General features: G+C 53.7%; 20 protein-coding genes. 14 read left to right on the top strand and 6 right to left on the bottom strand.

All coding sequences use genetic code 11. The features are described 5' to 3' along the window. Positions 1–278 precede the first annotated feature (278 nt). The 8 genes from araB to rluA all read left to right on the top strand — a co-directional run bounded on the left by araB (position 279) and on the right by rluA (position 11358). Complete coding sequence (gene araB / locus AAIG39_RS16655) at positions 279–1973, top strand: ribulokinase (RefSeq protein WP_090081568.1); 1695 nt, start codon at positions 279–281, stop codon at positions 1971–1973. Positions 1974–1983: 10 nt separating this feature from the next. Continuing rightward, positions 1984–3486, top strand: a complete 1503-nt coding sequence (araA, locus tag AAIG39_RS16660; RefSeq protein ID WP_343194294.1) for an L-arabinose isomerase — start codon at positions 1984–1986, stop codon at positions 3484–3486. A gap of 51 nt (positions 3487–3537) precedes the next feature. Next, positions 3538–4233, top strand: coding sequence for an L-ribulose-5-phosphate 4-epimerase (gene araD, locus AAIG39_RS16665; protein WP_249569318.1), 696 nt, complete (start codon positions 3538–3540; stop codon positions 4231–4233). A gap of 218 nt (positions 4234–4451) precedes the next feature. After that, the gene (locus AAIG39_RS16670; protein WP_343194302.1) at positions 4452–5027 is read left to right on the top strand and encodes a YdcF family protein; all 576 of its coding nucleotides are present in this window, start codon (positions 4452–4454) and stop codon (positions 5025–5027) included. Positions 5028–5136: 109 nt separating this feature from the next. After that, positions 5137–7494, top strand: coding sequence for a DNA polymerase II (polB, locus tag AAIG39_RS16675; protein ID WP_343194295.1), 2358 nt, complete (start codon positions 5137–5139; stop codon positions 7492–7494). 114 nt (positions 7495–7608) lie between these two features. Beyond that, positions 7609–7770: a hypothetical protein gene (locus AAIG39_RS16680; RefSeq protein WP_249569320.1), complete on the top strand. Its 162-nt coding sequence runs from the start codon at positions 7609–7611 to the stop codon at positions 7768–7770. Between the two features lie 10 nt (positions 7771–7780). Then, positions 7781–10687 carry an RNA polymerase-associated protein RapA gene (gene rapA / locus AAIG39_RS16685; protein WP_343194296.1) on the top strand — a complete coding sequence of 969 codons (2907 nt, stop codon included), beginning with the start codon at positions 7781–7783 and terminating at the stop codon, positions 10685–10687. 11 nt (positions 10688–10698) lie between these two features. Further along, positions 10699–11358, top strand: coding sequence for a bifunctional tRNA pseudouridine(32) synthase/23S rRNA pseudouridine(746) synthase RluA (rluA, locus tag AAIG39_RS16690; RefSeq protein WP_090081552.1), 660 nt, complete (start codon positions 10699–10701; stop codon positions 11356–11358). Positions 11359–11546: 188 nt separating this feature from the next. Here the strand turns inward: rluA and djlA are convergent, their stop codons facing one another. Further along, the gene (djlA, locus tag AAIG39_RS16695; RefSeq protein WP_047371858.1) at positions 11547–12362 is read right to left on the bottom strand and encodes a co-chaperone DjlA; all 816 of its coding nucleotides are present in this window, start codon (positions 12360–12362) and stop codon (positions 11547–11549) included. Positions 12363–12557: 195 nt separating this feature from the next. Here djlA and lptD point away from each other — a divergent pair, with 195 nt between their 5' ends. The 6 genes from lptD to apaH are packed head-to-tail and all read left to right on the top strand — an operon-like array spanning position 12558 to position 19270. Further along, positions 12558–14900 carry an LPS assembly protein LptD gene (gene lptD / locus AAIG39_RS16700; RefSeq protein ID WP_090081550.1) on the top strand — a complete coding sequence of 781 codons (2343 nt, stop codon included), beginning with the start codon at positions 12558–12560 and terminating at the stop codon, positions 14898–14900. A 45-nt stretch (positions 14901–14945) separates the two neighbouring features. Beyond that, positions 14946–16232: a peptidylprolyl isomerase SurA gene (gene surA / locus AAIG39_RS16705; protein ID WP_090081547.1), complete on the top strand. Its 1287-nt coding sequence runs from the start codon at positions 14946–14948 to the stop codon at positions 16230–16232. Further along, entirely contained in the window at positions 16232–17218 is a 987-nt protein-coding gene (gene pdxA / locus AAIG39_RS16710) for a 4-hydroxythreonine-4-phosphate dehydrogenase PdxA (protein WP_343194297.1), read from the top strand. The genes surA and pdxA overlap by 1 nt, the downstream gene beginning before the upstream one ends. Then, entirely contained in the window at positions 17215–18036 is an 822-nt protein-coding gene (rsmA, locus tag AAIG39_RS16715; protein ID WP_249569322.1) for a 16S rRNA (adenine(1518)-N(6)/adenine(1519)-N(6))-dimethyltransferase RsmA, read from the top strand. Before pdxA ends, rsmA begins: the two co-directional genes overlap by 4 nt. 3 nt (positions 18037–18039) lie before the next feature. Continuing rightward, complete coding sequence (gene apaG, locus AAIG39_RS16720) at positions 18040–18417, top strand: Co2+/Mg2+ efflux protein ApaG (RefSeq protein WP_039078326.1); 378 nt, start codon at positions 18040–18042, stop codon at positions 18415–18417. Between the two features lie 4 nt (positions 18418–18421). Further along, positions 18422–19270, top strand: coding sequence for a bis(5'-nucleosyl)-tetraphosphatase (symmetrical) ApaH (gene apaH / locus AAIG39_RS16725; RefSeq protein WP_249569323.1), 849 nt, complete (start codon positions 18422–18424; stop codon positions 19268–19270). A 48-nt stretch (positions 19271–19318) separates the two neighbouring features. On the opposite strand, the gene folA is transcribed toward apaH, so the two are convergent. The 5 genes from folA to AAIG39_RS16750 form a co-directional block, all read right to left on the bottom strand. Then, positions 19319–19798, bottom strand: coding sequence for a type 3 dihydrofolate reductase (gene folA, locus AAIG39_RS16730; protein WP_090081537.1), 480 nt, complete (start codon positions 19796–19798; stop codon positions 19319–19321). A 189-nt stretch (positions 19799–19987) separates the two neighbouring features. Beyond that, positions 19988–21850 carry a glutathione-regulated potassium-efflux system protein KefC gene (kefC, locus tag AAIG39_RS16735; RefSeq protein WP_343194298.1) on the bottom strand — a complete coding sequence of 621 codons (1863 nt, stop codon included), beginning with the start codon at positions 21848–21850 and terminating at the stop codon, positions 19988–19990. Next, positions 21843–22373 (bottom strand): glutathione-regulated potassium-efflux system oxidoreductase KefF, encoded by a 531-nt coding sequence (gene kefF / locus AAIG39_RS16740; protein ID WP_090081532.1) that lies wholly within the window; start codon positions 22371–22373, stop codon positions 21843–21845. Before kefF ends, kefC begins: the two co-directional genes overlap by 8 nt. Before the next feature lie 257 nt (positions 22374–22630). Beyond that, positions 22631–22864 (bottom strand): YgdI/YgdR family lipoprotein, encoded by a 234-nt coding sequence (locus AAIG39_RS16745; RefSeq protein ID WP_090081530.1) that lies wholly within the window; start codon positions 22862–22864, stop codon positions 22631–22633. Positions 22865–22998: 134 nt separating this feature from the next. After that, positions 22999–23856 carry a hypothetical protein gene (locus tag AAIG39_RS16750; RefSeq protein WP_090081528.1) on the bottom strand — a complete coding sequence of 286 codons (858 nt, stop codon included), beginning with the start codon at positions 23854–23856 and terminating at the stop codon, positions 22999–23001. Positions 23857–23970: the final 114 nt, after the last annotated feature.

Genomic DNA, 23970 nt, shown 5'->3' on the forward strand with positions numbered 1-23970 from the left:
CATTAATCAGGCGTTTTGACCAGGCACAAGGAAAACACCGTCACTTTTAACCCCGCCAGATAAAAGCAATTACGCCATTTTTATGACGCAAAGGGGTTAAAAAGGGTCAACCAAAGTGTCTATAAAGGCGATTAAAATGTCCACATGGAATTTTTGCACACGGTCACACTTTGCCCTCCCATAGCATTTTCGTCCATAAGATTAGCGAATCCTGCCTGACGCTTTTTTCAGCCGATCACTATGTTTCTCCATAAGGTTATTCTTCATGGAGCAACACGATGGCAATCACAATTGGCCTCGATTTTGGCAGCGACTCCGTTCGCGCACTGGCGGTGGACTGTACCTCTGGGGCAGAAATCGCCACCAGCGTGGAGTGGTATCCGCGCTGGCAAGAGGGACGTTACTGCGACGCGGCACATAATCAATTTCGCCACCATCCCCGGGACTATATCGAGTCGATGGAAATGGCGCTTAAAAGCGTGCTGGCAGAACTGACGCCTGAACAGCGTGCCCAGGTCAAAGGCATTGGCGTGGACAGCACCGGTTCGACGCCTGCTCCCATCGACGCAGAAGGGCGCGTTCTGGCGCTGCGTCCGGAGTTTGCAGACAATCCCAATGCGATGTTTGTGTTGTGGAAAGATCATACCGCGGTGGAGGAAGCCGAAGCGATTACCGCCCTGTGCCACGCTACGGGTAAAATCGACTATTCACGCTACATCGGTGGTATTTACTCCAGCGAATGGTTCTGGGCAAAAATCCTGCACGTTACCCGCGCCGACAACGATGTAGCCCAGGCTGCCGCATCGTGGATTGAACTGTGCGACTGGGTTCCTGCCCTGCTCTCCGGAACCACTCGTCCACAGGATATCCGCCGCGGCCGCTGCAGCGCCGGGCATAAATCTCTGTGGCATGAAAGCTGGGGTGGCTTACCACCAGCCAGTTTCTTCGACGAACTGGACCCGATCCTCAATAAACACCTGCCGTGCCCGCTATTTACTGACACCTTTACCGCAGATATTCCGGTTGGCACGTTGACGGCTGAATGGGCGCAGCGCCTTGGCTTACCGGAAACAGTGGTCATTTCAGGCGGCGCGTTTGATTGTCATATGGGGGCAGTAGGCGCTGGCGCACAGCCCAATACGCTGGTCAAAGTCATTGGTACGTCCACCTGCGACATCCTGATCGCCGATAAACCCAGCGTCGGCGATCGTGCGGTAAAAGGTATCTGTGGTCAGGTGGATGGCAGCGTGGTCCCCGATTTTATTGGTCTGGAAGCGGGCCAATCCGCCTTTGGCGATATCTACGCCTGGTTTGGCCGCATCCTCGGCTGGCCGCTGGAACAACTGGCGCAACAGCATCCGGAAATGAAGACGCAAATTAAAGCCAGCCAGAAACAACTGCTGCCAGCCCTGACAGAAGCCTGGGCGCAAAACCCGTCGCTGGAACACCTGCCGGTGGTACTTGACTGGTTCAACGGTCGCCGTACGCCGAACGCAAACCAGCGCCTGAAAGGGGTGATCACTGACCTGAATCTTGCAACCGATGCTCCGGCGCTCTTTGGCGGGCTGATTGCCGCTACCGCCTTTGGTGCCCGCGCCATTATGGAATGTTTCACCGAGCAAGGTATCGCAGTGGACAACGTCATGGCGCTGGGCGGTATCGCCCGTAAAAACCGCGTCATCATGCAGGCCTGCTGCGATGTGCTTAATCGCCCACTGCAAATTGTCGCCTCAGATCAGTGCTGTGCACTCGGCGCGGCTATTTTTGCCGCCGTCGCTGCAGGCGTTCATACCGATATTCCCGCTGCACAACAGCAAATGGCCAGCCAGATCGAAAACACGCTGCAACCTGTACCTGCGCAGGCTCAACGCTTTGAACAACTCTACCGCCGCTACCAGCAATGGGCGAAAAGCGCCGAGCTTCACTATCTCCCTGTAACTGCGCCAGCAACGCAGGCAGCGCTCACTCACTAAGGACACAATAATGACGATTTTTGATAATTATGAAGTTTGGTTTGTGATTGGCAGCCAACACCTCTATGGACCTGAAGCCCTGCGTCAGGTGACGAAGCATGGCGAGCAAGTGGTTAACGCGCTGAACGCAGAAGCCAAATTACCCTGCAAACTGGTTCTTAAGCCGCTCGGCACCACGCCGGATGAGATAACGAATATCTGCCGTGATGCCAACTATGACGACAAATGCGCCGGTATGGTGGTGTGGCTACATACTTTCTCACCGGCAAAAATGTGGATTAACGGCCTGACTATCCTTAACAAACCGCTGCTGCAATTCCACACTCAGTTTAACGCTGCCCTGCCATGGGACAGCATCGATATGGACTTCATGAACCTGAACCAGACCGCGCATGGCGGCCGTGAGTTCGGCTTTATCGGTGCCCGCATGCGCCAGCAGCATGCAGTGGTAACCGGCCACTGGCAGGACCAAAAAGCGCACCAGCGCATTGGCGCCTGGATGCGTCAGGCGGTGTCTAAACAGGATACCCGTCATCTGAAAGTATGTCGTTTCGGCGACAACATGCGTGAAGTCGCGGTGACCGACGGCGATAAAGTGGCCGCACAAATTAAGTTCGGATTCTCCGTCAACACCTGGGGTGTGGGTGACCTGGTGCAGGTAGTGAACAGCATCAGCGAAGGCGATGTTAACGCGCTGGTCGATGAGTATGAAAGCAGCTACCGCCTGACTGCTGCCGCACAGGTGAACGGCGACAAACGGCAGAATGTCATTGATGCCGCACGTATTGAGTTGGGTATGAAACGCTTCCTGGAACAGGGCGGCTTCCATGCCTTTACGACTACCTTTGAAGATTTACACGGTCTGAAACAGCTGCCAGGACTGGCCGTGCAACGCCTGATGCAGCAGGGCTACGGCTTCGCTGGCGAAGGCGACTGGAAAACCGCCGCTCTGCTTCGCATCATGAAGGTGATGTCGACCGGTCTGCAGGGCGGCACCTCTTTTATGGAGGACTACACCTACCACTTCGAAGAGAACAACGATCTGGCACTCGGCTCGCACATGCTGGAAGTGTGCCCGTCCATCGCGCTGGATGAAAAACCGATCCTGGATGTTCAGTACCTCGGCATTGGTGGTAAAGCCGATCCGGCACGCCTGATCTTCTCCACTAAAACCGGCCCGGCCATTAACGCCAGCCTGATCGATCTGGGGGATCGCTTCCGCCTGCTGGTGAACTGCGTTGATGCCGTTAAGACACCGCACGATTTGCCGAAACTGCCGGTGGCTAATGCCTTGTGGAAAGCGCAGCCGGATCTACAGACCGCCTCCGAAGCCTGGATTCTGGCGGGTGGCGCGCACCATACCGTCTTTAGCCACGCCCTGAACCTTGATGACATGCGCCAGTTCGCTGAGCTACACGGTATCGAAATTGTGGTTATCGATAACGAAACCCGCCTGCCTGCCTTTAAAGACGCTTTGCGCTGGAACGAAGTGTATTACGGCTCCAAACGTTAACAGGGGAACATTTGGCCTGCTCCGGCAGGCCGCTTTTTCCTGGAGGAAAGCATGTTAGAAGCATTGAAACAGCAAGTGCTGGAAGCCAATCTGGCGCTGCCAAAACACAATCTGGTGACCCTCACCTGGGGGAATGTCAGCGCCGTTGACCGTGAACGCGGCGTGCTGGTAATTAAACCGTCCGGCGTCGATTACAGCGTCATGACCGCCGGGGATATGGTGGTAGTCAGTCTCGAAACCGGGGAAGTGGTGGAAGGGAAAAAGAAACCCTCTTCCGACACCCCAACGCATCGTCTTCTCTATCAGGCGTTCCCGACCATTGGCGGCATTGTTCATACCCATTCTCGTCACGCCACCATCTGGGCGCAGTCTGGCCTGGCGATTCCGGCAACCGGGACAACTCACGCAGACTATTTCTATGGCACCATTCCCTGCACGCGCAAAATGACTGATGCCGAAATTACCGGCGAATACGAGTGGGAAACCGGCAACGTGATCGTTGAAACGTTCAGGACACAGCAGATCGATCCGGCGCAGATGCCGGGCGTACTGGTGCACTCTCATGGACCGTTTGCCTGGGGAAAAAATGCCGATGACGCGGTGCATAACGCCATCGTGCTGGAGGAAGTGGCCTATATGGGGATTTTCTGCCGCCAGCTCGCGCCGGAACTCCCGGATATGCAACAGACGCTGCTGGACAAACACTATCTACGCAAACACGGCGCGAAAGCCTATTACGGACAGTAAGTTTTGCCCTCTGCCGCCCCGTCCCCCGGCTACGCCTTGCGCCTGCCGGGAGATGTCCGGGTCGTTTGTTTTTAACTTCTTAATTTTCCCTCATATACCCCGCAAATCGTTGCCATTTCTCCGCAAACTGGCAATGCTATGCGATAAGGTAAACGGCGGGAGAAAAGCCAGTGAAAATAAAGGGAGCAGGAAAATGGATACTGCTGGGGCTCTTCACGATGGCGTTTGTGATCATTTATAACGCCATCGCTATTTACCGCTTTAGCCAACAGGATCAGACACGCAAAGCGGACTGCGCCATTGTTGCCGGAGCAGGTATCAATAAAAAAATCCCCAGCCCGGTTTTTACCGCCAGATTAGACCACGCGATTTGGTTATATCAGGAAGGCAAGGTGAATTCGCTGATCCTGACGGGCGGCCTCAGCAACGGCGCAACCGAATCCGATGCCGCCATCGCCCGAAATTATCTTTTAAACCAGGGTGTCCCTGGGTCGGCCATTTTTATCGACGAGCAGTCTACGGTGACCCGTGAAAATATTCATAACGCCAAAATAATCATGGCACGCCAGAATATGCAGACCGCACTGCTGGTCAGCGATCCTTTACATATGCTGCGTATGCGGCTCATCGCCCAGGATAACGACATTGTGAGCTGGTCATCGCCCACCACCACAAGTCGATATCGTTCATGGCAAACGCAATTGCCTTTTCTGCTTAGCGAAGCGTTCTACTACACCGGTTATCGCATCATGCGTTATTTACCAGGTGTTCCGGTACAAATAAACAACCTCTGACTCAACTAAGTGTAGCGCTGGCCGGACACCACACAACTGTACAAAAAGTCAGTATTTCCGGGCAAACCAGGCTATAATCTCGCCGATAATGACGCGATGAGAGAATGGTGTGACGCAAGCGCGAGAAGGCTTTTTACTGACCCGACACTGGCGGGACACGCCACAGGGAACCGAGGTGGAATTTTGGCTGGCGACAGACGACGGGCCGCTACAGGTCTTTTTGCCGCCACAAGAATCGGTTGCGTTTATCCCCAGCGAGCAAATCAGCCAGGCGCAGCGTTTACTCGCCGGAGAAAGCCAGTATCGCCTTACGCCGCTGCAACTTAAGGACTTCCGCCGCCAGCCTGTTCACGGGCTATATTGTCGGGCGCACCGCCAGTTGATGCGCTATGAAAAGCTGCTGCGCGACGGTGGCGTCACGGTCTATGAATCGGATGTCCGCCCACCAGAACGCTTTCTGATGGAACGCTTTATTACCGCTCCGGTATGGGTGGATGGCGACCCGCGCGGTAATCAACTGATCAACGCGCGCCTGAAACCCAATCCGCATTACCGCCCGCCCCTCAAATGGGTGTCCCTGGATATCGAAACTACCCGCAACGGCGAACTTTACTGTATCGGTCTGGAGGGGTGCGGCCAGCGCACGGTCTATATGCTCGGTCCTGAAAACGGTGATGCCAGCGGGCTGGATTTCCGTCTTGAGTATGTCGCCAGTCGTCCGCAACTGCTGGAAAAACTCAACGCATGGTTTGCCGAATATGATCCTGATGTGATTATCGGCTGGAACGTGGTGCAGTTCGACCTGCGCGTGCTGCAAAAAAGCGCGGAACGTTATCGCCTGCCTTTACTGCTCGGGCGCGGCAACCAGCCGCTCGAATGGCGCGAGCACGGATTTAAAAACGGCGTCTTCTTCGCTCAGGCAACTGGCCGGGTAATTATCGACGGGATTGAAGCGCTTAAATCCGCTTTCTGGAATTTCTCCTCTTTTTCGCTGGAAACAGTATCGCAGGAGCTACTTGGCGAAGGCAAAGCAATCGATAATCCCTGGGATCGCATGGACGAAATCGATCGCCGCTTCGCTGAGAACAAACCCGCTCTTGCCACCTATAACCTGAAAGATTGTGAACTGGTGACGCGCATTTTCCACAAAACGGAAATCATGCCGTTCTTGCTGGAGCGCGCGACGGTGAACGGTCTGGCGATTGACAGACATGGCGGCTCGGTAGCGGCTTTTAGTCACCTTTATTTCCCGCGAATGCACCGCGCGGGCTATGTCGCGCCAAACCATGGTGATGTACCGCCGCAGGCGAGTCCCGGGGGTTATGTGATGGACTCACGCCCTGGCCTGTACGATTCCGTACTGGTGCTGGATTACAAAAGTCTCTATCCCTCGATCATCCGTACTTTCTTAATCGATCCTGTCGGCCTTGTGGAAGGTTTGGCGCATTCAGATCCCGGACACAGTACAGCGGGCTTTCTGGGCGCGCGCTTTTCCCGGCAGATCCACTGTCTGCCCGGGATCGTTGGGCAAATCTGGCATGGACGCGATGAAGCCAAACGGCTGGGAAACAAACCGCTGTCGCAGGCGCTTAAGATCATCATGAATGCGTTTTACGGCGTGCTGGGTACCAGCGCCTGCCGCTTTTTCGATCCGCGCCTTGCTTCATCGATAACTATGCGCGGCCATGAGATTATGCGACAGACCAAAGCGCTGATTGAGTCGCAGGGCTATGACGTTATTTACGGCGATACGGACTCCACCTTTGTCTGGCTTAAAAAAGCGCATAACGAGGCCGATGCGGCGCGTATTGGTCGTGAACTGGTGGCGTATGTGAATAACTGGTGGTCGGCGCATCTGTCCGCTGATCATTTAACCAGTGCGCTGGAGCTGGAATTTGAAACCCATTTTTGCCGTTTTTTGATGCCGACCATTCGCGGTACAGAACAGGGAAGTAAAAAGCGCTACGCCGGATTGATACAGGAAGGTGAAGAACAACGGATGGTGTTCAAAGGACTGGAAACAGTTCGAACCGACTGGACGCCGCTGGCGCAGCAATTTCAAAAGACGCTCTATTTGCGTATCTTTCGTAACGAACCCTACCAGGAGTATGTGCGCGAAACGATCGATAAGCTGATGACAGGCGAATTAGATGAACTCCTGGTCTACCGCAAACGTCTGCGTCGCCCGCTGGCCGATTACGAGCGTAACGTGCCGCCCCACGTTCGCGCAGCGCGACTCGCGGATGAACAGAATCTGAAACGCGGCCGCCCGGCGCAGTATCAAAATCGTGGCACCATTAAATATGTCTGGACGACCCAGGGGCCGGAACCGGTGGATTATCAGCAAGCGCCTCTGGATTACGATCACTATCTGACCAAACAACTTCAGCCGGTCGCGGAAGGAATACTGCCCTTCATGGACGATGATTTTGCTACACTACTGACAGGGCAACTGGGATTGTTTTGATTTCGTATTTGGCTGGCGTGGTAACAGACGGCCCGCCTTCGAGCCTCTGGATTGCGGGTTGCTTTCCGGCCATCGTTGAGTTCGTTTTGAGGCTTATAACGAACAAGGCGATCAATGTGCCAACAACGCGGTGACTTGCAAAACAACGGGCATAACGAGAGTGACGAAAGCATTGCCATCCAGTACCATAGCGCCCTTTCTATTCCTGGCCCCAAACTTAAACGTCCGCCTGATCCTCAGGCGGTGACGAACTATTGCCTGCAATTTGAGATATAGAGTTCAATTTATGCCCTTTACACTTGGTCAACGCTGGATAAGCGACACGGAAAGCGAACTCGGACTGGGTACAGTCGTAGCGATGGATGCGCGAACCGTTACTCTGCTTTTTCCCGCGACGGGAGAAAATCGTCTGTATGCACGCAGCGATTCCCCCGTTACACGCGTAATGTTTAATCCTGGCGATACGGTAACCAGCCACGAAGGCTGGCAGCTGACTGTTGAAGACGTAAAAGAAGAAAACGGCCTGCTCGCCTATACCGGCACACGCCTTGATACGCAAGAATCCAACGTCACGCTGCGCGAGGTCTTTCTCGACAGCAAACTGGTCTTTAGTAAACCTCAGGACCGCCTGTTCGCCGGGCAAATCGACCGTATGGACCGTTTCGCGCTTCGTTTTCGCGCGCGTAAATATCAAAGCGAACAGTACCGTATGCCGTGGAGCGGACTGCGCGGCCAGCGTACCAGCCTGATCCCTCACCAGTTGCATATCGCCCATGATGTTGGCCGCCGCCATGCACCACGTGTCCTGCTGGCGGATGAAGTTGGTTTGGGGAAAACGATTGAAGCCGGGATGATACTGCACCAGCAGTTGCTGTCTGGCGCAGCGGAACGTGTGCTAATCATCGTGCCGGAAACGCTGCAGCACCAGTGGCTGGTCGAAATGCTGCGTCGCTTCAACCTGCGGTTTGCGCTGTTTGATGACGAACGCTATGCCGAAGCGCAGCACGACGCTGACAATCCATTTGAAACAGAACAACTGGTGATTTGCTCACTGGACTTCGTGCGCCGTAATAAGCAGCGTCTGGAGCATCTGTGCGACGCAGAGTGGGATTTAATGGTGGTGGATGAAGCCCATCACCTGGTGTGGAGCGAAGAGGCCCCAAGCCGCGAATACCAGGCCATTGAACAGCTTGCCGAGCGAGTACCGGGCATTCTTCTGCTCACCGCAACACCGGAGCAACTGGGCCTTGAGAGCCACTTTGCACGCCTGCGCTTGCTGGATCCAAACCGTTTCCACGATTTCGCCCAGTTCGTTGATGAACAACAGAACTATCGCCCGGTCGCCGACGCTGTTGCCTTATTACTGGCAGGCAAACGCCTGAGCGATACCGAGCTCAATACTCTTAGCGACCTGATCGGCGAGCAGGATATCGAGCCGCTGCTTCAGACTGCCAACAGTGACCACGAGGGCGCTGAGGCAGCGCGTCAGGAACTGATTTCGATGTTAATGGACCGCCACGGCACCAGCCGTGTGTTGTTCCGTAACACCCGTAACGGTGTGAAAGGCTTCCCGAAACGCGAGCTGCATACCATCAAGCTGCCGCTGCCGACCCAGTATCAGACGGCAATTAAGGTCTCCGGCATTATGGGGGCGCGTAAAAGCGCTGAGGATCGCGCCCGCGATATGCTCTACCCTGAACAGATCTATCAGGAATTCGAAGGCGACAGCGGCACCTGGTGGAATTTCGATCCTCGCGTCGAGTGGCTGATGGGCTATCTGACCAGCCATCGCTCACAGAAAGTTCTGGTGATCTGCGCCAAAGCGGCCACCGCACTGCAACTGGAGCAGGTGCTGCGAGAGCGTGAAGGTATCCGTGCCGCTGTGTTCCACGAAGGCATGTCGATTGTTGAACGTGACCGTGCGGCGGCCTGGTTCAGCGAAGAAGATAGCGGCGCGCAGGTATTGCTGTGCTCTGAAATCGGTTCAGAAGGACGTAACTTCCAGTTTGCCAGCCATCTGGTCATGTTCGATTTGCCATTCAACCCGGATCTCCTCGAACAGCGCATCGGCCGTCTGGATCGTATCGGCCAGGCCCACGATATTCAGATTCATGTGCCTTATCTGGAAAAAACGGCACAATCCGTGTTGGTGCGCTGGTACCACGAGGGTCTGGACGCCTTCGAACACACCTGCCCGACCGGGCGGACGATTTACGACAAGGTCCACACCGATCTGATTAGTTACCTTGCCGCGCCGGAAAATACCGAAGGCTTTGATGATCTGATCAAAACCTGCCGCGAACAGCACGACGCGCTGAAAGCGCAGCTTGAGCAAGGGCGAGATCGTCTGCTGGAAATCCACTCCAACGGCGGTGAGAAAGCCCTGGCGCTGGCAGAAAGCATTGAAGAGCAGGACGATGACACCGGGCTTATTAATTTCGCCATGAACCTGTTCGATATCGTCGGTATCAATCAGGACGATCGCGGCGATAACATGATTGTGCTGACGCCGTCCGATCATATGCTGGTACCTGATTTTCCGGGTCTGCCGGAAGATGGCTGCACCATCACCTTTGAGCGTGAGGTGGCACTATCCCGCGAAGATGCTCAGTTTATTACCTGGGAACATCCGTTGATTCGCAACGGTCTGGATCTGATCCTCTCTGGCGATACCGGTAGTAGCACCATTTCATTATTGAAAAACAAAGCGCTGCCTGTCGGCACGCTACTGCTGGAACTGATTTACGTCGTCGAGGCACAGGCTCCGAAACAACTGCAGCTTAACCGCTTCCTGCCGCCAACGCCGATTCGTCTGCTGGTGGATAAAAACGGCACTAACCTTGCTGCACAGGTCGAGTTCGAAAATTTCAACCGTCAGCTCAGCGCGGTTAACCGCCACACCGGCAGCAAGCTGGTGAACGCCGTACAGCAGGATGTCCACACCATTCTGCAAAAAGGCGAAGCTCAGGTTGAGAAAGCCGCACAGGCACTGATTGAAGCAGCGAAAAGCGAAGCGGATGAAAAACTGTCAGCGGAGCTGTCGCGCCTCGAAGCCCTCAAAGCCGTTAACCCGAATATTCGTGATGACGAACTGAGCGCTATTGAGAGCAACCGCCTGCAGGTGCTGGAAAGCCTTTCTCAGGCAGGCTGGCGTCTTGACGCGCTGCGTCTTATCGTTGTGACGCATCAGTAACGGAGCAGGCTATGGTAATGGAGTCCTACAATCCGCCTCAGGATCCGTGGCTAACCATCCTCTATCAGGATGAGCACATTATGGTGGTCAACAAGCCGAGTGGTCTGTTGTCTGTGCCAGGGCGCCTTGAAGAGCACAAAGACAGCGTGATGACGCGTATTCAGCGCGATTTCCCGCAGGCGGAATCCGTACATCGTCTGGACATGGCGACCAGCGGCGTGATTGTGGTGGCTCTGACCAAAGCGGCGGAGCGCGAACTCAAGCGTCAGTTCCGCGAGCGCGAACCGAAAAAGCAGTATGTGGCGCGCGTCTGGGGACATCTGGAGCACGAAGAGGGGCTTGTCGATCTGCCGCTGATTTGCGACTGGCCGAATCGTCCGAAGCAGAAAGTATGTTTTGAGACCGGTAAACCCGCGCAGACCGAGTATGAAGTGCTGGAACTCGCCGCCGACCATACCACGCGCGTGCGATTAAAACCGATCACCGGGCGCTCGCATCAATTGCGTGTGCATATGCTGGCGTTGGGGCATCCGATTCTGGGCGACAGGTTCTATGCGACGCCAGAGGCTCTCGCTCTGGCGCCACGTCTGTTACTGCATGCGGAAACATTGACGATAACCCACCCGGCGTATGGCAACAGCATGACGTTCAGGGCGCCGGTGGATTTTTAAATTAACGTGGCTTACGGTCCCGGATGCGGCTTCGCCTTATCCGGGTTACCGTCAAACCAGTGCCGACGGGCATCAACGGCGCAGGCAGATTATTCACGGCCTTCGCGCAGCAACAGAAGCGCACTCAGAGGACGTAAGGATTGCGTGCAGAGCCCGGAGATAAACTAACAAGTAAGCCAGCCCGCAACTTATTTAAACCCTTTCTGCTCTTTAATCAGCTCGTAAGCCTTCTGAATCTCCTGCGCTTTCTGCTTCGCCATCTCCATCATCTCCGGTGGTAAGCCTTTCGCCACCAGTTTATCCGGGTGATGCTCGCCCATCAGCTTACGATAGGCACGCTTAATGGTGGTGGCATCATCCGTTGGTTTCACGCCCAGCACATTACAGGCATCCTCCAGCGTAGGACCGCGTTGCGCCTGCTGCTGCCAGCCGCCACCCGCTTGCTGCTGATAGCCGCCGCCAAACTGCGCTCCGCCCTGCATCATGCGTAAGAATTGATCGAACTGGCCGCGAGAGATCCCCAATTCTTCTGCAATGACATACAACACTTCACGCTCATTAGGGTGCAGCGAACCATCTGCAAATGCCGCCTGAATCTGGATTTCCAGGAACATTCTGATTAAATCAAAGCGTCCGAAGCAAACACTGCGAAACTGACGCATTTTGTCACGTAATGGGTAATTATCCGCTTTGCCTACGCGAAACGCCTGCTGCGCCGCCGCACGCGAGTCACCATGCAGGTTCATCCGGTCCATAAACAGACTGGCAACCTGAATATCGGCCTGTGTCACGCGACCTTTGGATTTTGTTAAATGGCCCATCACCTCGAAGGTGGTGGCAAAAAAGAGCGTCTGACGTTCCCGTTGATTGGCAAACCACGCCATTTTTCGGCTGCGAGCCTTATCAAACATATGGCCAATTAACAGCCCGAGAACCGCGCCCCAAAAGCCTCCGCCCATGATCAGAGCGAAAACCACACCAACCACTTTTCCCCAATACTGCATATACTCCCCAAATCGTCATGCCGTCGGCTAAAATTTGCTTTATCATACCCGTCATTCTATGCCGTGCACAGGCACAGTCTTCTCTGACCTGGCTCGAAAACGGGCAGGATTAACTAGCGCTGCGAAGATGAGTACGTTAGTCTCTGACCGTTTGCCAGCGTAAAGCCACAGATGACGGAACAACAAATACAACGTATGAAAAAACGTATTCCCACCCTCCTGGCCACAATGATCGGCACAGCCCTTTATAGTCAACAAGGGATGACAGCCAGTCTCGCCTCGCAATGTATGCTTGGCGTTCCGAGCTATAACCGCCCATTGGTGACAGGCGATACTAACAATCTGCCGGTGACCATCAATGCCGATGACGCCAAAGGTAACTACCCTGACAACGCCGATTTTAAAGGCAATGTGGATATTAATCAGGGCAATAGCCGCTTGCGTGCTGATGAAGTTCAACTCCATCAGAAACAGGTGGAAGGCCAGCCTGACCCGGTGCGTACAGTGGATGCACTGGGTAATGTGCACTACGACGACAATCAGGTCATCCTGAAAGGTCCGAAAGCCTGGTCAAATTTAAACACGAAAGACACCAATGTCTGGCAAGGTGACTACCAGATGGTCGGGCGTCAGGGACGTGGTGATGCCGACCTGATGAAACAGCGTGGCGAAAACCGTTACACCATCCTTGAGAACGGGTCATTCACCTCATGCTTACCGGGATCAAATACCTGGAGCGTCGTGGGGAGTGAAGTTATCCATGACCGTGAAGAACAGGTTGCGGAGATCTGGAACGCGCGCTTTAAGCTTGGCCCGGTGCCGGTTTTCTATAGCCCGTACCTGCAATTGCCGGTGGGTGACAAGCGCCGTTCTGGTTTCCTGATTCCGAATGCCAAGTACGGCACAAACAACGGCTTTGAGTTTTATTTGCCGTACTACTGGAACATTGCCCCCAACTTTGATGCGACGATCACGCCGCATTACATTCAAAAACGTGGCAGTACTCAGTGGCAAAACGAATTCCGCTACCTGACGCAAGCGGGAACAGGTCTCGTTGAATTCGACTATCTGCCATCGGATAACGTCTATCAGGACGACTATCCTGCCGAGTCGAATCGCCATCGCTGGTTATTCTACTGGAATCACTTTGGTGTAATGGACCAGGTTTGGCGTTTTAACATCGATTACACCAAAGTCAGCGATCCGTACTACTTTAACGACTTTTCGTCGAAATACGGCACCAGTACTGACGGTTACGCCACGCAGAAATTCAGCGTGGGTTATTGGCTGGAGAATTTTAACGCCACCGTATCGACCAAACAGTTCCAGGTATTTAACCGGCAGAACAGTAATTCCTACGCCGCCGAACCGCAGTTAGACGTGAATTATTACAAAAATGACCTTGGTCCATTTGATGCGCATGTCTATGGGCAGGCGGTACATTTTGTTAACACTAACTCGAATTACCCGGAATCCACGCGTGTTCACCTTGAACCAACGCTAAATCTGCCGCTGTCGAACAACTGGAGCAGCCTCGATACAGAGGCGAAGCTGATGGCGACTCACTATCAGCAAACCAATATCGATGCTTACAACACGGCTAATAATACTGATTATAAAGATTCCGTTAGTCGTGTGTTGCCGCAGTTTAAAGTCGACGGGAAATTGATTTTTGAGCGTGATATGACTCTGGCAGAAGGATATACCCAGACGCTGGAGCCAAGGGCACAATATCTCTATGTGCCATATCGCAACCAGAGCACTATCCAAAACTACGACTCCTCATTACTGCAATCTGACTATAGCGGCCTGTTCCGCGACCGTACCTATGGTGGTCTGGATCGCATCGCATCGGCAAACCAGGTTACCACTGGCGTCACATCCCGTATTTATGATGATGCCGCTATTGAACGTTTTAACGTTTCTGTTGGTCAAATCTACTATTTCACGGAGTCACGCACTGGCGATGACAACATAAACTGGGAGAAAGACAACAAAACGGGTTCACTGGTATGGGCAGGAGATACCTACTGGCGCATTTCGGATCGCTGGGGCTTACGTGGCGGCGTGCAGTATGACACGCGTCTGGACAATATCGCCAACGGTTCCGCGTCAGTTGAATATCGCCGCGATGAAGACCGTATGGTACAGCTCAGCTATCGCTACGCCAGTCCGGAATACATCCAGGCAACACTGCCGAACTTCGCGACCGTAGAACAGTACAAAGACGGCATTTCGCAAGTTGGTGCTGCAGCAAGCTGGCCGATCGTCGACCGCTGGTCTGTCGTTGGGGCTTACTACTACGATACCAATACAAGCAAGCCTGCCGACCAGATGTTAGGTCTGCAGTATAACTCCTGCTGTTATGCGATTCGCGTTGGGTATGAACGCAAAATCAACGGCTGGGAAAACAACCAAAGCAAGTATGACAACGTCATCGGTTTCAACATTGAGTTGCGCGGTTTGAGCTCGAATTACGGCCTGGGCACGCACCAAATGCTGCGCTCGAACATTCTGCCGTACCGTAGCTCGTTATGATGTGGTTGATTTGCAAAGTTATCGGTTAATTGAAATGGAAAAAGTATGAAGAACTGGAAAACGCTGCTTCTCGGTATCGCTATGGTTGCGAATACCAGTTTCGCTGCACCGCAGGTTGTCGATAAAGTAGCTGCCGTCGTGAACAACGGCGTGGTGCTCGAAAGCGACGTTGATGGTTTGATGCAATCCGTGAAACTTAACGCGGGCCAGGCGGGTCAGCAGTTGCCTGATGACGCTACGCTGCGTCATCAGATTCTTGAACGTCTGATCATGGATCAAATCATTCTGCAGATGGCGACGAAAATGAACATCAAGGTGACCGATGATCAACTCGATCAGGCCATCGCAAATATCGCCAAACAAAACAATCTTACCCTCGATCAAATGCGCAGCCGTCTGGCTTACGACGGTGTGAATTACAACACCTACCGCAGCCAGATCCGCAAAGAGATGATCATTTCCGAAGTACGCAACAACGAAGTTCGCCGCCGCATCACTGTGCTGCCGCAGGAAGTTGAAGCACTCGCGAAACAAGTGGGCAATCAAAACGATGCCAGTACCGAACTTAACCTGAGCCACATTCTGATTCCGCTGCCGGAAAATCCAAGCTCTGACCAGGTGAATGAAGCAGAAAGTCAGGCACGTTCTATCGTTGACGAAGCGCGTAAAGGCAGCGATTTTGGCAAGCTGGCCATTACCTATTCTGCCGATCAGCAGGCGCTTAAAGGCGGCCAGATGGGCTGGGGGCGCATTCAGGAACTGCCGTCAATCTTCGCTCAGGCGCTTAGCACGGCGAAGAAAGGCGATATTATTGGTCCAATCCGTTCAGGGGTTGGCTTTCATATTCTGAAAGTGAACGACCTGCGTGGCCAGAGCCAGAGCATTTCCGTGACCGAAGTTCACGCTCGTCATATCCTGCTGAAACCGTCGCCGATCATGAGTGACGACCAGGCACGTATGAAACTGGAACAGATTGCGGCTGACATCAAGAGTGGTAAAACCACTTTTGCTGCGGCAGCAAAAGAGTTCTCCCAGGATCCAGGTTCTGCCAATCAGGGCGGCGATATGGGCTGGGCGGCAGCGGATATCTACGATCCGGCATTCCGTGATGCATTGATGAAGCTCAGCCGTGGTCAGATGAGCGGTCCGGTCCACTCCTCCTTTGGCTGGCACCTGATTGAACTGCTTGATACGCGTAACGTCGATAAAACCGATGCTGCGCAGAAAGATCGTGCTTACCGCATGCTGATGAACCGCAAATTTTCCGAAGAAGCGGCAACCTGGATGCAGGAACAGCGCGCCAGTGCTTACGTTAAAATCCTGAGCAACTAATGAACGCACATCGTGTCGTTATCACTCCCGGCGAACCCGCCGGGATTGGTCCTGATTTGGTCGTACAACTCGCCCAGCGTGACTGGCCTGTAGAGCTGGTTGTGTGCGCAGATCCTGCGCTGCTCACTGAACGTGCGGCGCTGTCAGGCTTGCCCCTTACCCTGCGCGAGTATCAGGCCGGACAGCCGGCCCTTGCACAACAGGCCGGCAGCCTCACCGTATTACCCGTCACACTCAAAACGTCAGTCGTGCCAGGCGAGCTGAATGTCCTGAATGGGCCATACGTAGTCGACACGCTTGCACGGGCCTGCGATGGCTGCCTGAGCGGCGAGTTTGCTGCGCTGATCACTGGCCCTGTGCATAAAGGGGTGATCAACGATGCGGGTACGCCGTTTACCGGACATACCGAGTTCTTCGAGGAGCGTTCGCGCGTCAACAAAGTTGTGATGATGCTGGCAACAGAAGAGCTTCGCGTCGCGCTGGCCACAACCCATTTGCCAATCAAAGCGGTTGCAGAAGCCATCACGCCAGATTTACTGCGCGACGTCATCAGCATTTTATATACCGATTTGCAGCAAAAATTTGGCATCCGCCAGCCACATGTTCTGGTGTGCGGCCTGAACCCACATGCCGGAGAAGGCGGACATATGGGAACTGAGGAGATCGATACGATCATTCCGGTTCTTGATGAAATGCGTGCTAAAGGCATGAATCTCAGTGGTCCACTGCCTGCCGATACGCTTTTCCAGCCTAAATATCTTGATAATGCCGACGCCGTACTGGCGATGTACCACGATCAGGGCCTGCCCGTGCTAAAATACCAGGGCTTTGGCCGTGGCGTGAATATCACGCTCGGTTTACCTTTTATTCGTACATCTGTTGATCATGGCACCGCGCTGGAACTGGCGGGCCAGGGAAAAGCCGATGTCGGCAGTTTTATCACGGCGCTTAATCTCGCCATCACCATGATTGTTAATACTCAATGACTAATCGAGTCCATCAGGGCCACTTAGCCCGCAAACGCTTCGGGCAAAACTTCCTCAACGATCAGTTTGTGATCGACAGTATTGTTTCGGCTATCAATCCGCAAAAAGGCCAGGCGATGGTCGAAATCGGCCCGGGTCTTGCCGCGCTGACCGAGCCGGTAGGCGAACGTCTGGATAAACTCACCGTTATCGAGCTGGACCGCGATCTGGCTGCTCGTCTGCAAACACACCCGTTTCTCGGGCCAAAGCTGACCATTTTTCAGCAAGATGCGATGACCATGAATTTTGGTGAGCTGTCGCAAAACATGGGGCAACCACTGCGTGTATTCGGCAACCTGCCCTATAACATCTCCACGCCGTTAATGTTCCATCTGTTTAGCTATACTGATGCCATTGCCGACATGCACTTTATGTTGCAAAAAGAGGTCGTCAATCGTCTGGTTGCAGGGCCAAACAGTAAGGCGTATGGTCGTTTAAGCGTCATGGCGCAATACTATTGCCAGATTATTCCGGTACTGGAAGTGCCGCCATCAGCATTTACCCCACCGCCTAAGGTGGATTCTGCTGTCGTGCGTCTGGTACCGCACAGCACGTTGCCACATCCGGTGAAAGAAGTCCGGGTGCTGAGCCGGATCACCACAGAGGCGTTTAACCAGCGCCGTAAAACGATCCGCAACAGCCTTGGGAATCTCTTCTCCGTTGAGGTATTGACGGAGTTGGGTATTGATCCGGCGATGCGTGCGGAAAACATCTCTGTTGCGCAGTATTGCAAGATGGCGAACTATCTGACTGATAATGCGCCGCCGAAGGAGAGTTAAGTCATGATCAATTCGCCCCGAGTTTCTGTTCAGGTGCAAAGTGTCTATATTGAATCGCAATCTTCACCCGATGAAGAACGCTATGTTTTCGCTTACACCATCACTATCCGGAATCTGGGGCGAGCGCCGGTCCAGCTGCTTAAACGCTACTGGCTTATCACTAACGGGAATGGCCGTGAGACTGAGGTTCAGGGTGAAGGTGTTGTCGGCGTTCAGCCGCACATTGAACCCGGCGGAGAATATCAGTATACCAGCGGTGCGGTAATTGAAACGCCGTTCGGTACCATGGAAGGCCATTATGAAATGATCGATGCGCAAGGGAAGGCGTTCCGCATCGCTATCCCTGTCTTCCGACTTGCCGTTCAAACACTGATCCACTAAGACAATGTCTACATATCTTATTGGCGACGTTCATGGTTGCTATGATGAACTGCTCGCATTGTTAAATCAGGTGCACTTTGTACCTGGGCAGGACACCTTATGGTTGACGGGTGATTTAGTCGCGCGCGGCCCCGGCTCGCTGGATGTGTTGCGTTACGTAAAGTCGCTGGGCGATAGCGTTCGCCTCGTCCTCGGCAACCACGATCTGCACCTGCTGGCGGTGTTTGCCGGCATTAGCCGTAATAAACCCAAAGACCGGCTTAATTTATTGCTGGAAGCGCCCGACGCCGACGACCTCATCAACTGGCTGCGTCGTCAGCCCCTGTTACAGGTCGATGAGGAGAAAAAGCTGGTGATGGCCCATGCGGGTATCACACCGCAATGGGATCTGGAGACCGCTCAACAGTGCGCACGCGACGTTGAAGCCATCCTCTCCAGCGACTCTTATCCCTTTTTCCTCGACGGGATGTATGGCGACTATCCGAACAGCTGGTCAACGGAACTGAGCGGAATGGCACGGCTGCGTTTTATCAGCAATGCGTTTACGCGGATGCGCTACTGCTTCCCGAATGGGGAGCTGGATATGTATTGCAAAGATGTTCCGGAATATGCACCTGCACCGTTGAAGCCATGGTTTACCATTCCCGGACCTGTCTCGCAGGAGTACAGCATCGTATTTGGTCACTGGGCATCGCTGGAAGGTAAAGGCACGCCAGAGGGCATTTACGCACTGGATACCGGATGCTGCTGGGGTGGAACACTGACCTGCCTGCGCTGGGAAGACAAAGCCTGGTTTATACAACCTTCAAACCGTCAGATGGATTTAGGTGAAGACGAGGCGGTTGCCTCTTAAGCAAATATGATGTCGCCCCGGTACGCAACGCGCCACCGGGGCAGACCATTACCGGCGTTCCAGAATTTCGAAGCAGTAGCTGTGAGAATTCTGCTCATCCGCATCGTTAAACTCGCTAAATACCGATTCCCAGTCGTCCGGATCGTAATCCGGGAAATGGGTATCCCCTTCGACTTCGGCATCAATATGCGTCAGATAGAGCTTTTGCGCCTTTGGCAGGAATTGCTCATAGACACGGCCACCGCCGATTACCATGATCTCTTCCGCGTCGCCGCATGCGGCAATCGCCGCGTCGACCGAGGTGACCCACTGCACACGATCGTCAGTGCCCGGCTTACTGCTGATGACAATGTTTTTACGACCTGGCAGCGGGCGTCCAATCGACTCCCATGTCAGGCGTCCCATAACCACAGGTTTGTTTAGCGTATTACGTTTGAACCAGGCGAGATCGGCAGGTAGGTTCCATGGCATGGCATTCTCCATGCCAATGACGCGATCCACCGCTAACGCCGCAATCAGACTGATCATTGATAATTTCCTGGATGCAAAAAATTGTCGCCACTATACGGAAAGCGCATTCTTTCGTCGACTGGCGGCAGGGTAAAGAGACAGAAAATTTTCATAATCTGTAAGCAAACCCACGCCGCATGATCGCGCTCCTTGCTTTCCACTTTCCCGCTAATCAAACCGTTCACCGTCAATCAGCCGTAACAGGCGCTATAACTGTGGTTTCGCTTCTGGTTCATCAGCGATATCCCCCGTATGTCGTCCCTCTTTGGTCCCCTGCCAGCCATGGCGCTGAACCACGGACAGATGCGCCCGATCTTCGCTGATAATCTCCGTCAACATCGCGCTGGTCCGCTTAAAGACATCCGCTCTGGCCTGAGCGGTGTTATCCACGCCGGCCATTTCCTCAACCATCTGGGTATTGAACTGGCGGAAAAGATCGGCCCGCTCACGCGCCTCATAAGGCCCCAGCCCCAGCCCTTCGAGCGCCATACGCCCGGCTTTCAGCGCCGCTTCAAATGTTTCACGCTCCGGTTTCTCAACGCCGGCCTGACGCAAGCGAATGTAGTGATCGACATCGCGGGCACGGGCAATAATGCGTAGCGTCGGGAAATGGGTTTTCACCAGCTCAGTCAGTTGCAGGTTAGCTTGCGGATCGTCAATCGCATTGATCAGCACTTCGGCCTTCCCGGCACCGGCTGACTCCAGCAGATCCACGCGTGTAGCATCACCATAAAAGACCTTCATGCCGAATTTGCGCAGCGTTTCGATATGATCCGGGTCGTGATCGAGAACGACCATTTTGACTCCACTAGAGAGTAGCAGACGCCCGGCAATTTGGCCGAAGCGACCAAACCCGGCCACAATAACCCGCGGTTCGTCTTCGTCAATTTCATCCGCCTCACGCGCTTGTCCGGTGGCAGTATTTTCCAGGCGCGTCAGCAGGACTAACAGCACAGGCGTTGCCGCCATGGACAGCGCTACCGACAGCGTCAAGGCTTTGACCCACTCAGGGTCGAGCACACCTGCCATTTGTGCGGCACCAAAAACCACAAATGCGAACTCACTCCCCTGCCCCAGCAGCGCCGCAAACCAGCGACGCTGTTTGCCAGGGACATTCAGCGGCCGGGCAATCAGCCAGAGGACCACGGTTTTAATCACCAGGAAACCAACCAGCAGAAGCAGGATCCGCAGCGGATGAGTAACCAGAGTGCCAAAGTCTATCGACATGCCTACGCCGATAAAAAAGAGCCCCAGCAGCAGGCCTTTAAAGGGTTCGATATCGCTTTCAAGCGCATGACGGTATTCCGAACTCGCGAGCAGCACGCCTGCCAGAAATGCCCCCATCGCCATGGAAAGCCCGGCCTCTTCCAGCAATAAGCCGAAGCCAAACACCAGAAACAGCGCCACGGCGCTGAATACTTCACGCAATCCGGAGCGGGCGACAAAACGCAGCGCCGGTCGCGCGACATAGCGCCCCAGCACCACCACCAATGCCAGCGCACCGACCACTTTCAACGCAGACAGGGCAAATGCTCCCATCGTTGTGGATGCGCCACTGCTGGCCAAAAGTGGGATCATCGCCACCAGTGGGATGGCCGCGATATCCTGAAAAAGCAGTACGGAAAAGGCGCTTCGCCCCATCTGTGAAACCGTCAGGTTACGCTCGTTCATCGCCTGCATAGCAATCGCGGTTGAAGAGAGCGCCAGCGTCAGGCCGATAAGCAGCGCCACCGGCCAGTCGAGCCCCAGCACCATACAAAACGCGCCTAATAAAATACCGCAGGAGGCCATCTGCAACGCACCGCCGCCAAAGACCGACACGCGCAATTTCCACAACCTCTGCGGATCCAGCTCAAGGCCAATGACAAATAACATCAGCACCACGCCGATTTCCGCAAAGTGGAGGATAGATTCGGCGTCAGTGACCAGGCGCAAGCCCCACGGGCCAATAATACAACCGGCGATCAGATACCCCAGCACGGACCCCAGCCCCAGGCGTACCGCTATCGGTACGATGAGCGCGGCCGCTCCCAGGTAAATCAGCGCCTGAATAAGCGTATGACTATCCATGGTGGGCCTCCTGCCAGTCGAGCAATAATTGTTTGTAGTGGCGAGCCTGCGCCTGCAGGGTTTCGTCGTCGCAAATGAAGGTACAGTGGGTGGCAAACGGCGGCAGCCATTTCATACCGCAGTAGAGCGCAGTGGCCTGTAATGGTTGCCCCAGAACATCAAACCCGGGATGGGAACCAATATCAAAGTGCTGTTCCCCGCCGCCAGTAGTAACAGCCCATAACAGACTTTTCCCCTGCAACGCCCGTGCACCATGGCCATATGCCCAGCCATGCGCCAGAACTTTATCAATCCATAACTTGAGAAGCGGCGGTACGCTGTACCACTGCATGGGATGTTGCCAGACAACCAGGTCGGCGCGATTAAGCGCCTCCTGTTCAGCGGCGATATCAATATTGAAATCGGGGTAGAGGTGATAAAGAGAGCGGATTTCCACGCCCTCCAGAGCCCCTGCATGCTCAATCATCCGTTTATTCGCATGGGAATATTCCGGATACGGGTGGGCATAAATTATCAAAATCATCGATTAACCTGCTTTCACTGCGCACTTTTTTCTTTGAGTGTAGACAGTTAATCGTCGTGCTAACAGCGACAATCTGTACGGGATTGGCAGATAGCAACGTAGCGCCCGCCAGAATCGAGGTTAAAACAGCGCAGGAATTATCGTCGGCAGAGGGCCTGATCGGCGCCAGGTGCAGGCGTTAGCAGGTTGCTTGCGAAGCGGAGCAGGTCAAAAAAATCCCGCGCTAATGGCGGGACACTTTCAGACATGGAACGGGATTAATTATCCAGTTCACTCATGTTCTTCACCTGGTCGCGGTTAATCTGCTCGGTTTTACCGGTTTCCGCATTTTTGTAAGAGACCAGACCGGTGTCACTATCGACTTCCGGTTTGCCATCAGTCACGATAGTCTTGCCATCAGTGGTTTTTACGGCCTGATTAGACGAACAACCGGCAACGGTAAAAAGGGTGGCGGCAGTAAACAGTGACGTTATTAACAGTTTCGATCGCATGGTGTTCTCCCCTGCTTTTCAGATGGATTTAATCACTTTCCTCATTATTTTAGTTTAACTTGCTGAAACTTTATGGAAATACAGAAGGTTCTGAGACCAGGCATCCCGAAGAGCAGATGCCCGGCCGACAGAGATTAAGACTTAATCTCAAGGATTGAGCTCATCATGATGTGATTCAGGTTGGTCATGATTTCGTAATAGCGGGTTATCTCCTCGCCCCCCGTTTTAGGGTCGCGCCATTTCTCGCGGTTCTGTTTTTCAAACTCTTTCAACAAATCTTTTTGTTCACCAGCCGATTCTGCGTGAATAAAAGCAGTATAAATTTTGGTGGCCTCGTTCAGGTTTTGCTGGAGTTCCGGAGCGTTGAAATGCGCGGTTATTTCAGGCGGCTGATAACGTGACTCAGTAATACGCATATTTGGCGTGTATTCAACCGACGGAGAAAATTCATTATTGTAATAATGCTTAAAGTCCTCTATGCGGAAAAGTTTGGTTTTGTAATTGTCTTTAGTTGTAGATGACATGGATTCCGGAAATGCCTCTGTCGGATTCAGATCCCAACTGTGTGCAAAATTATCAATAAACAGCTCGCTACCCATGTCGTCAAACGGGCCGGTGACGGTCTGTCCGTCAATAGTCAATGTATGAACGTCGCTGTTTTCAGCGGCTGGCTGTACCCCTTTCGCCAGATATTTTTGCACCACGTAGATATAACGGGTACGGGTAGGGTTAATGAGACCGCTCTCACCCGAGCGAGGCCAGGCGTCAAAAACACTGAATTTCACCTTCTCACCATTTCCCAGCGTAAGCGTATGTTGACCAGCATCGAGTTTGATATTTTGCGATTCCTGAGCCGGAATCGTTATTTTTTGATCGTCGATGGAAATGACTAATGGTTGCCCGGTTGGATTATCAATAAGGAATTCTTTACTGTCGCTAAAGCAGGCGGTCAATGCCATACAGGCGCCCAAAAGCATTACTCTCTTTAACACGTGTTTCTCCTTGAACGTGAAATACGAACTCATTAAACGACACGGTTTTAAGGGTAAAGGATGGTTACGCGCTAGTGAAAAAGAAATTGGCTATTAAATTTAGGGGGCGGGAGA

Source organism: Phytobacter palmae (assembly GCF_039409775.1).
GTDB classification, from domain to species: domain Bacteria; phylum Pseudomonadota; class Gammaproteobacteria; order Enterobacterales; family Enterobacteriaceae; genus Phytobacter; species Phytobacter palmae.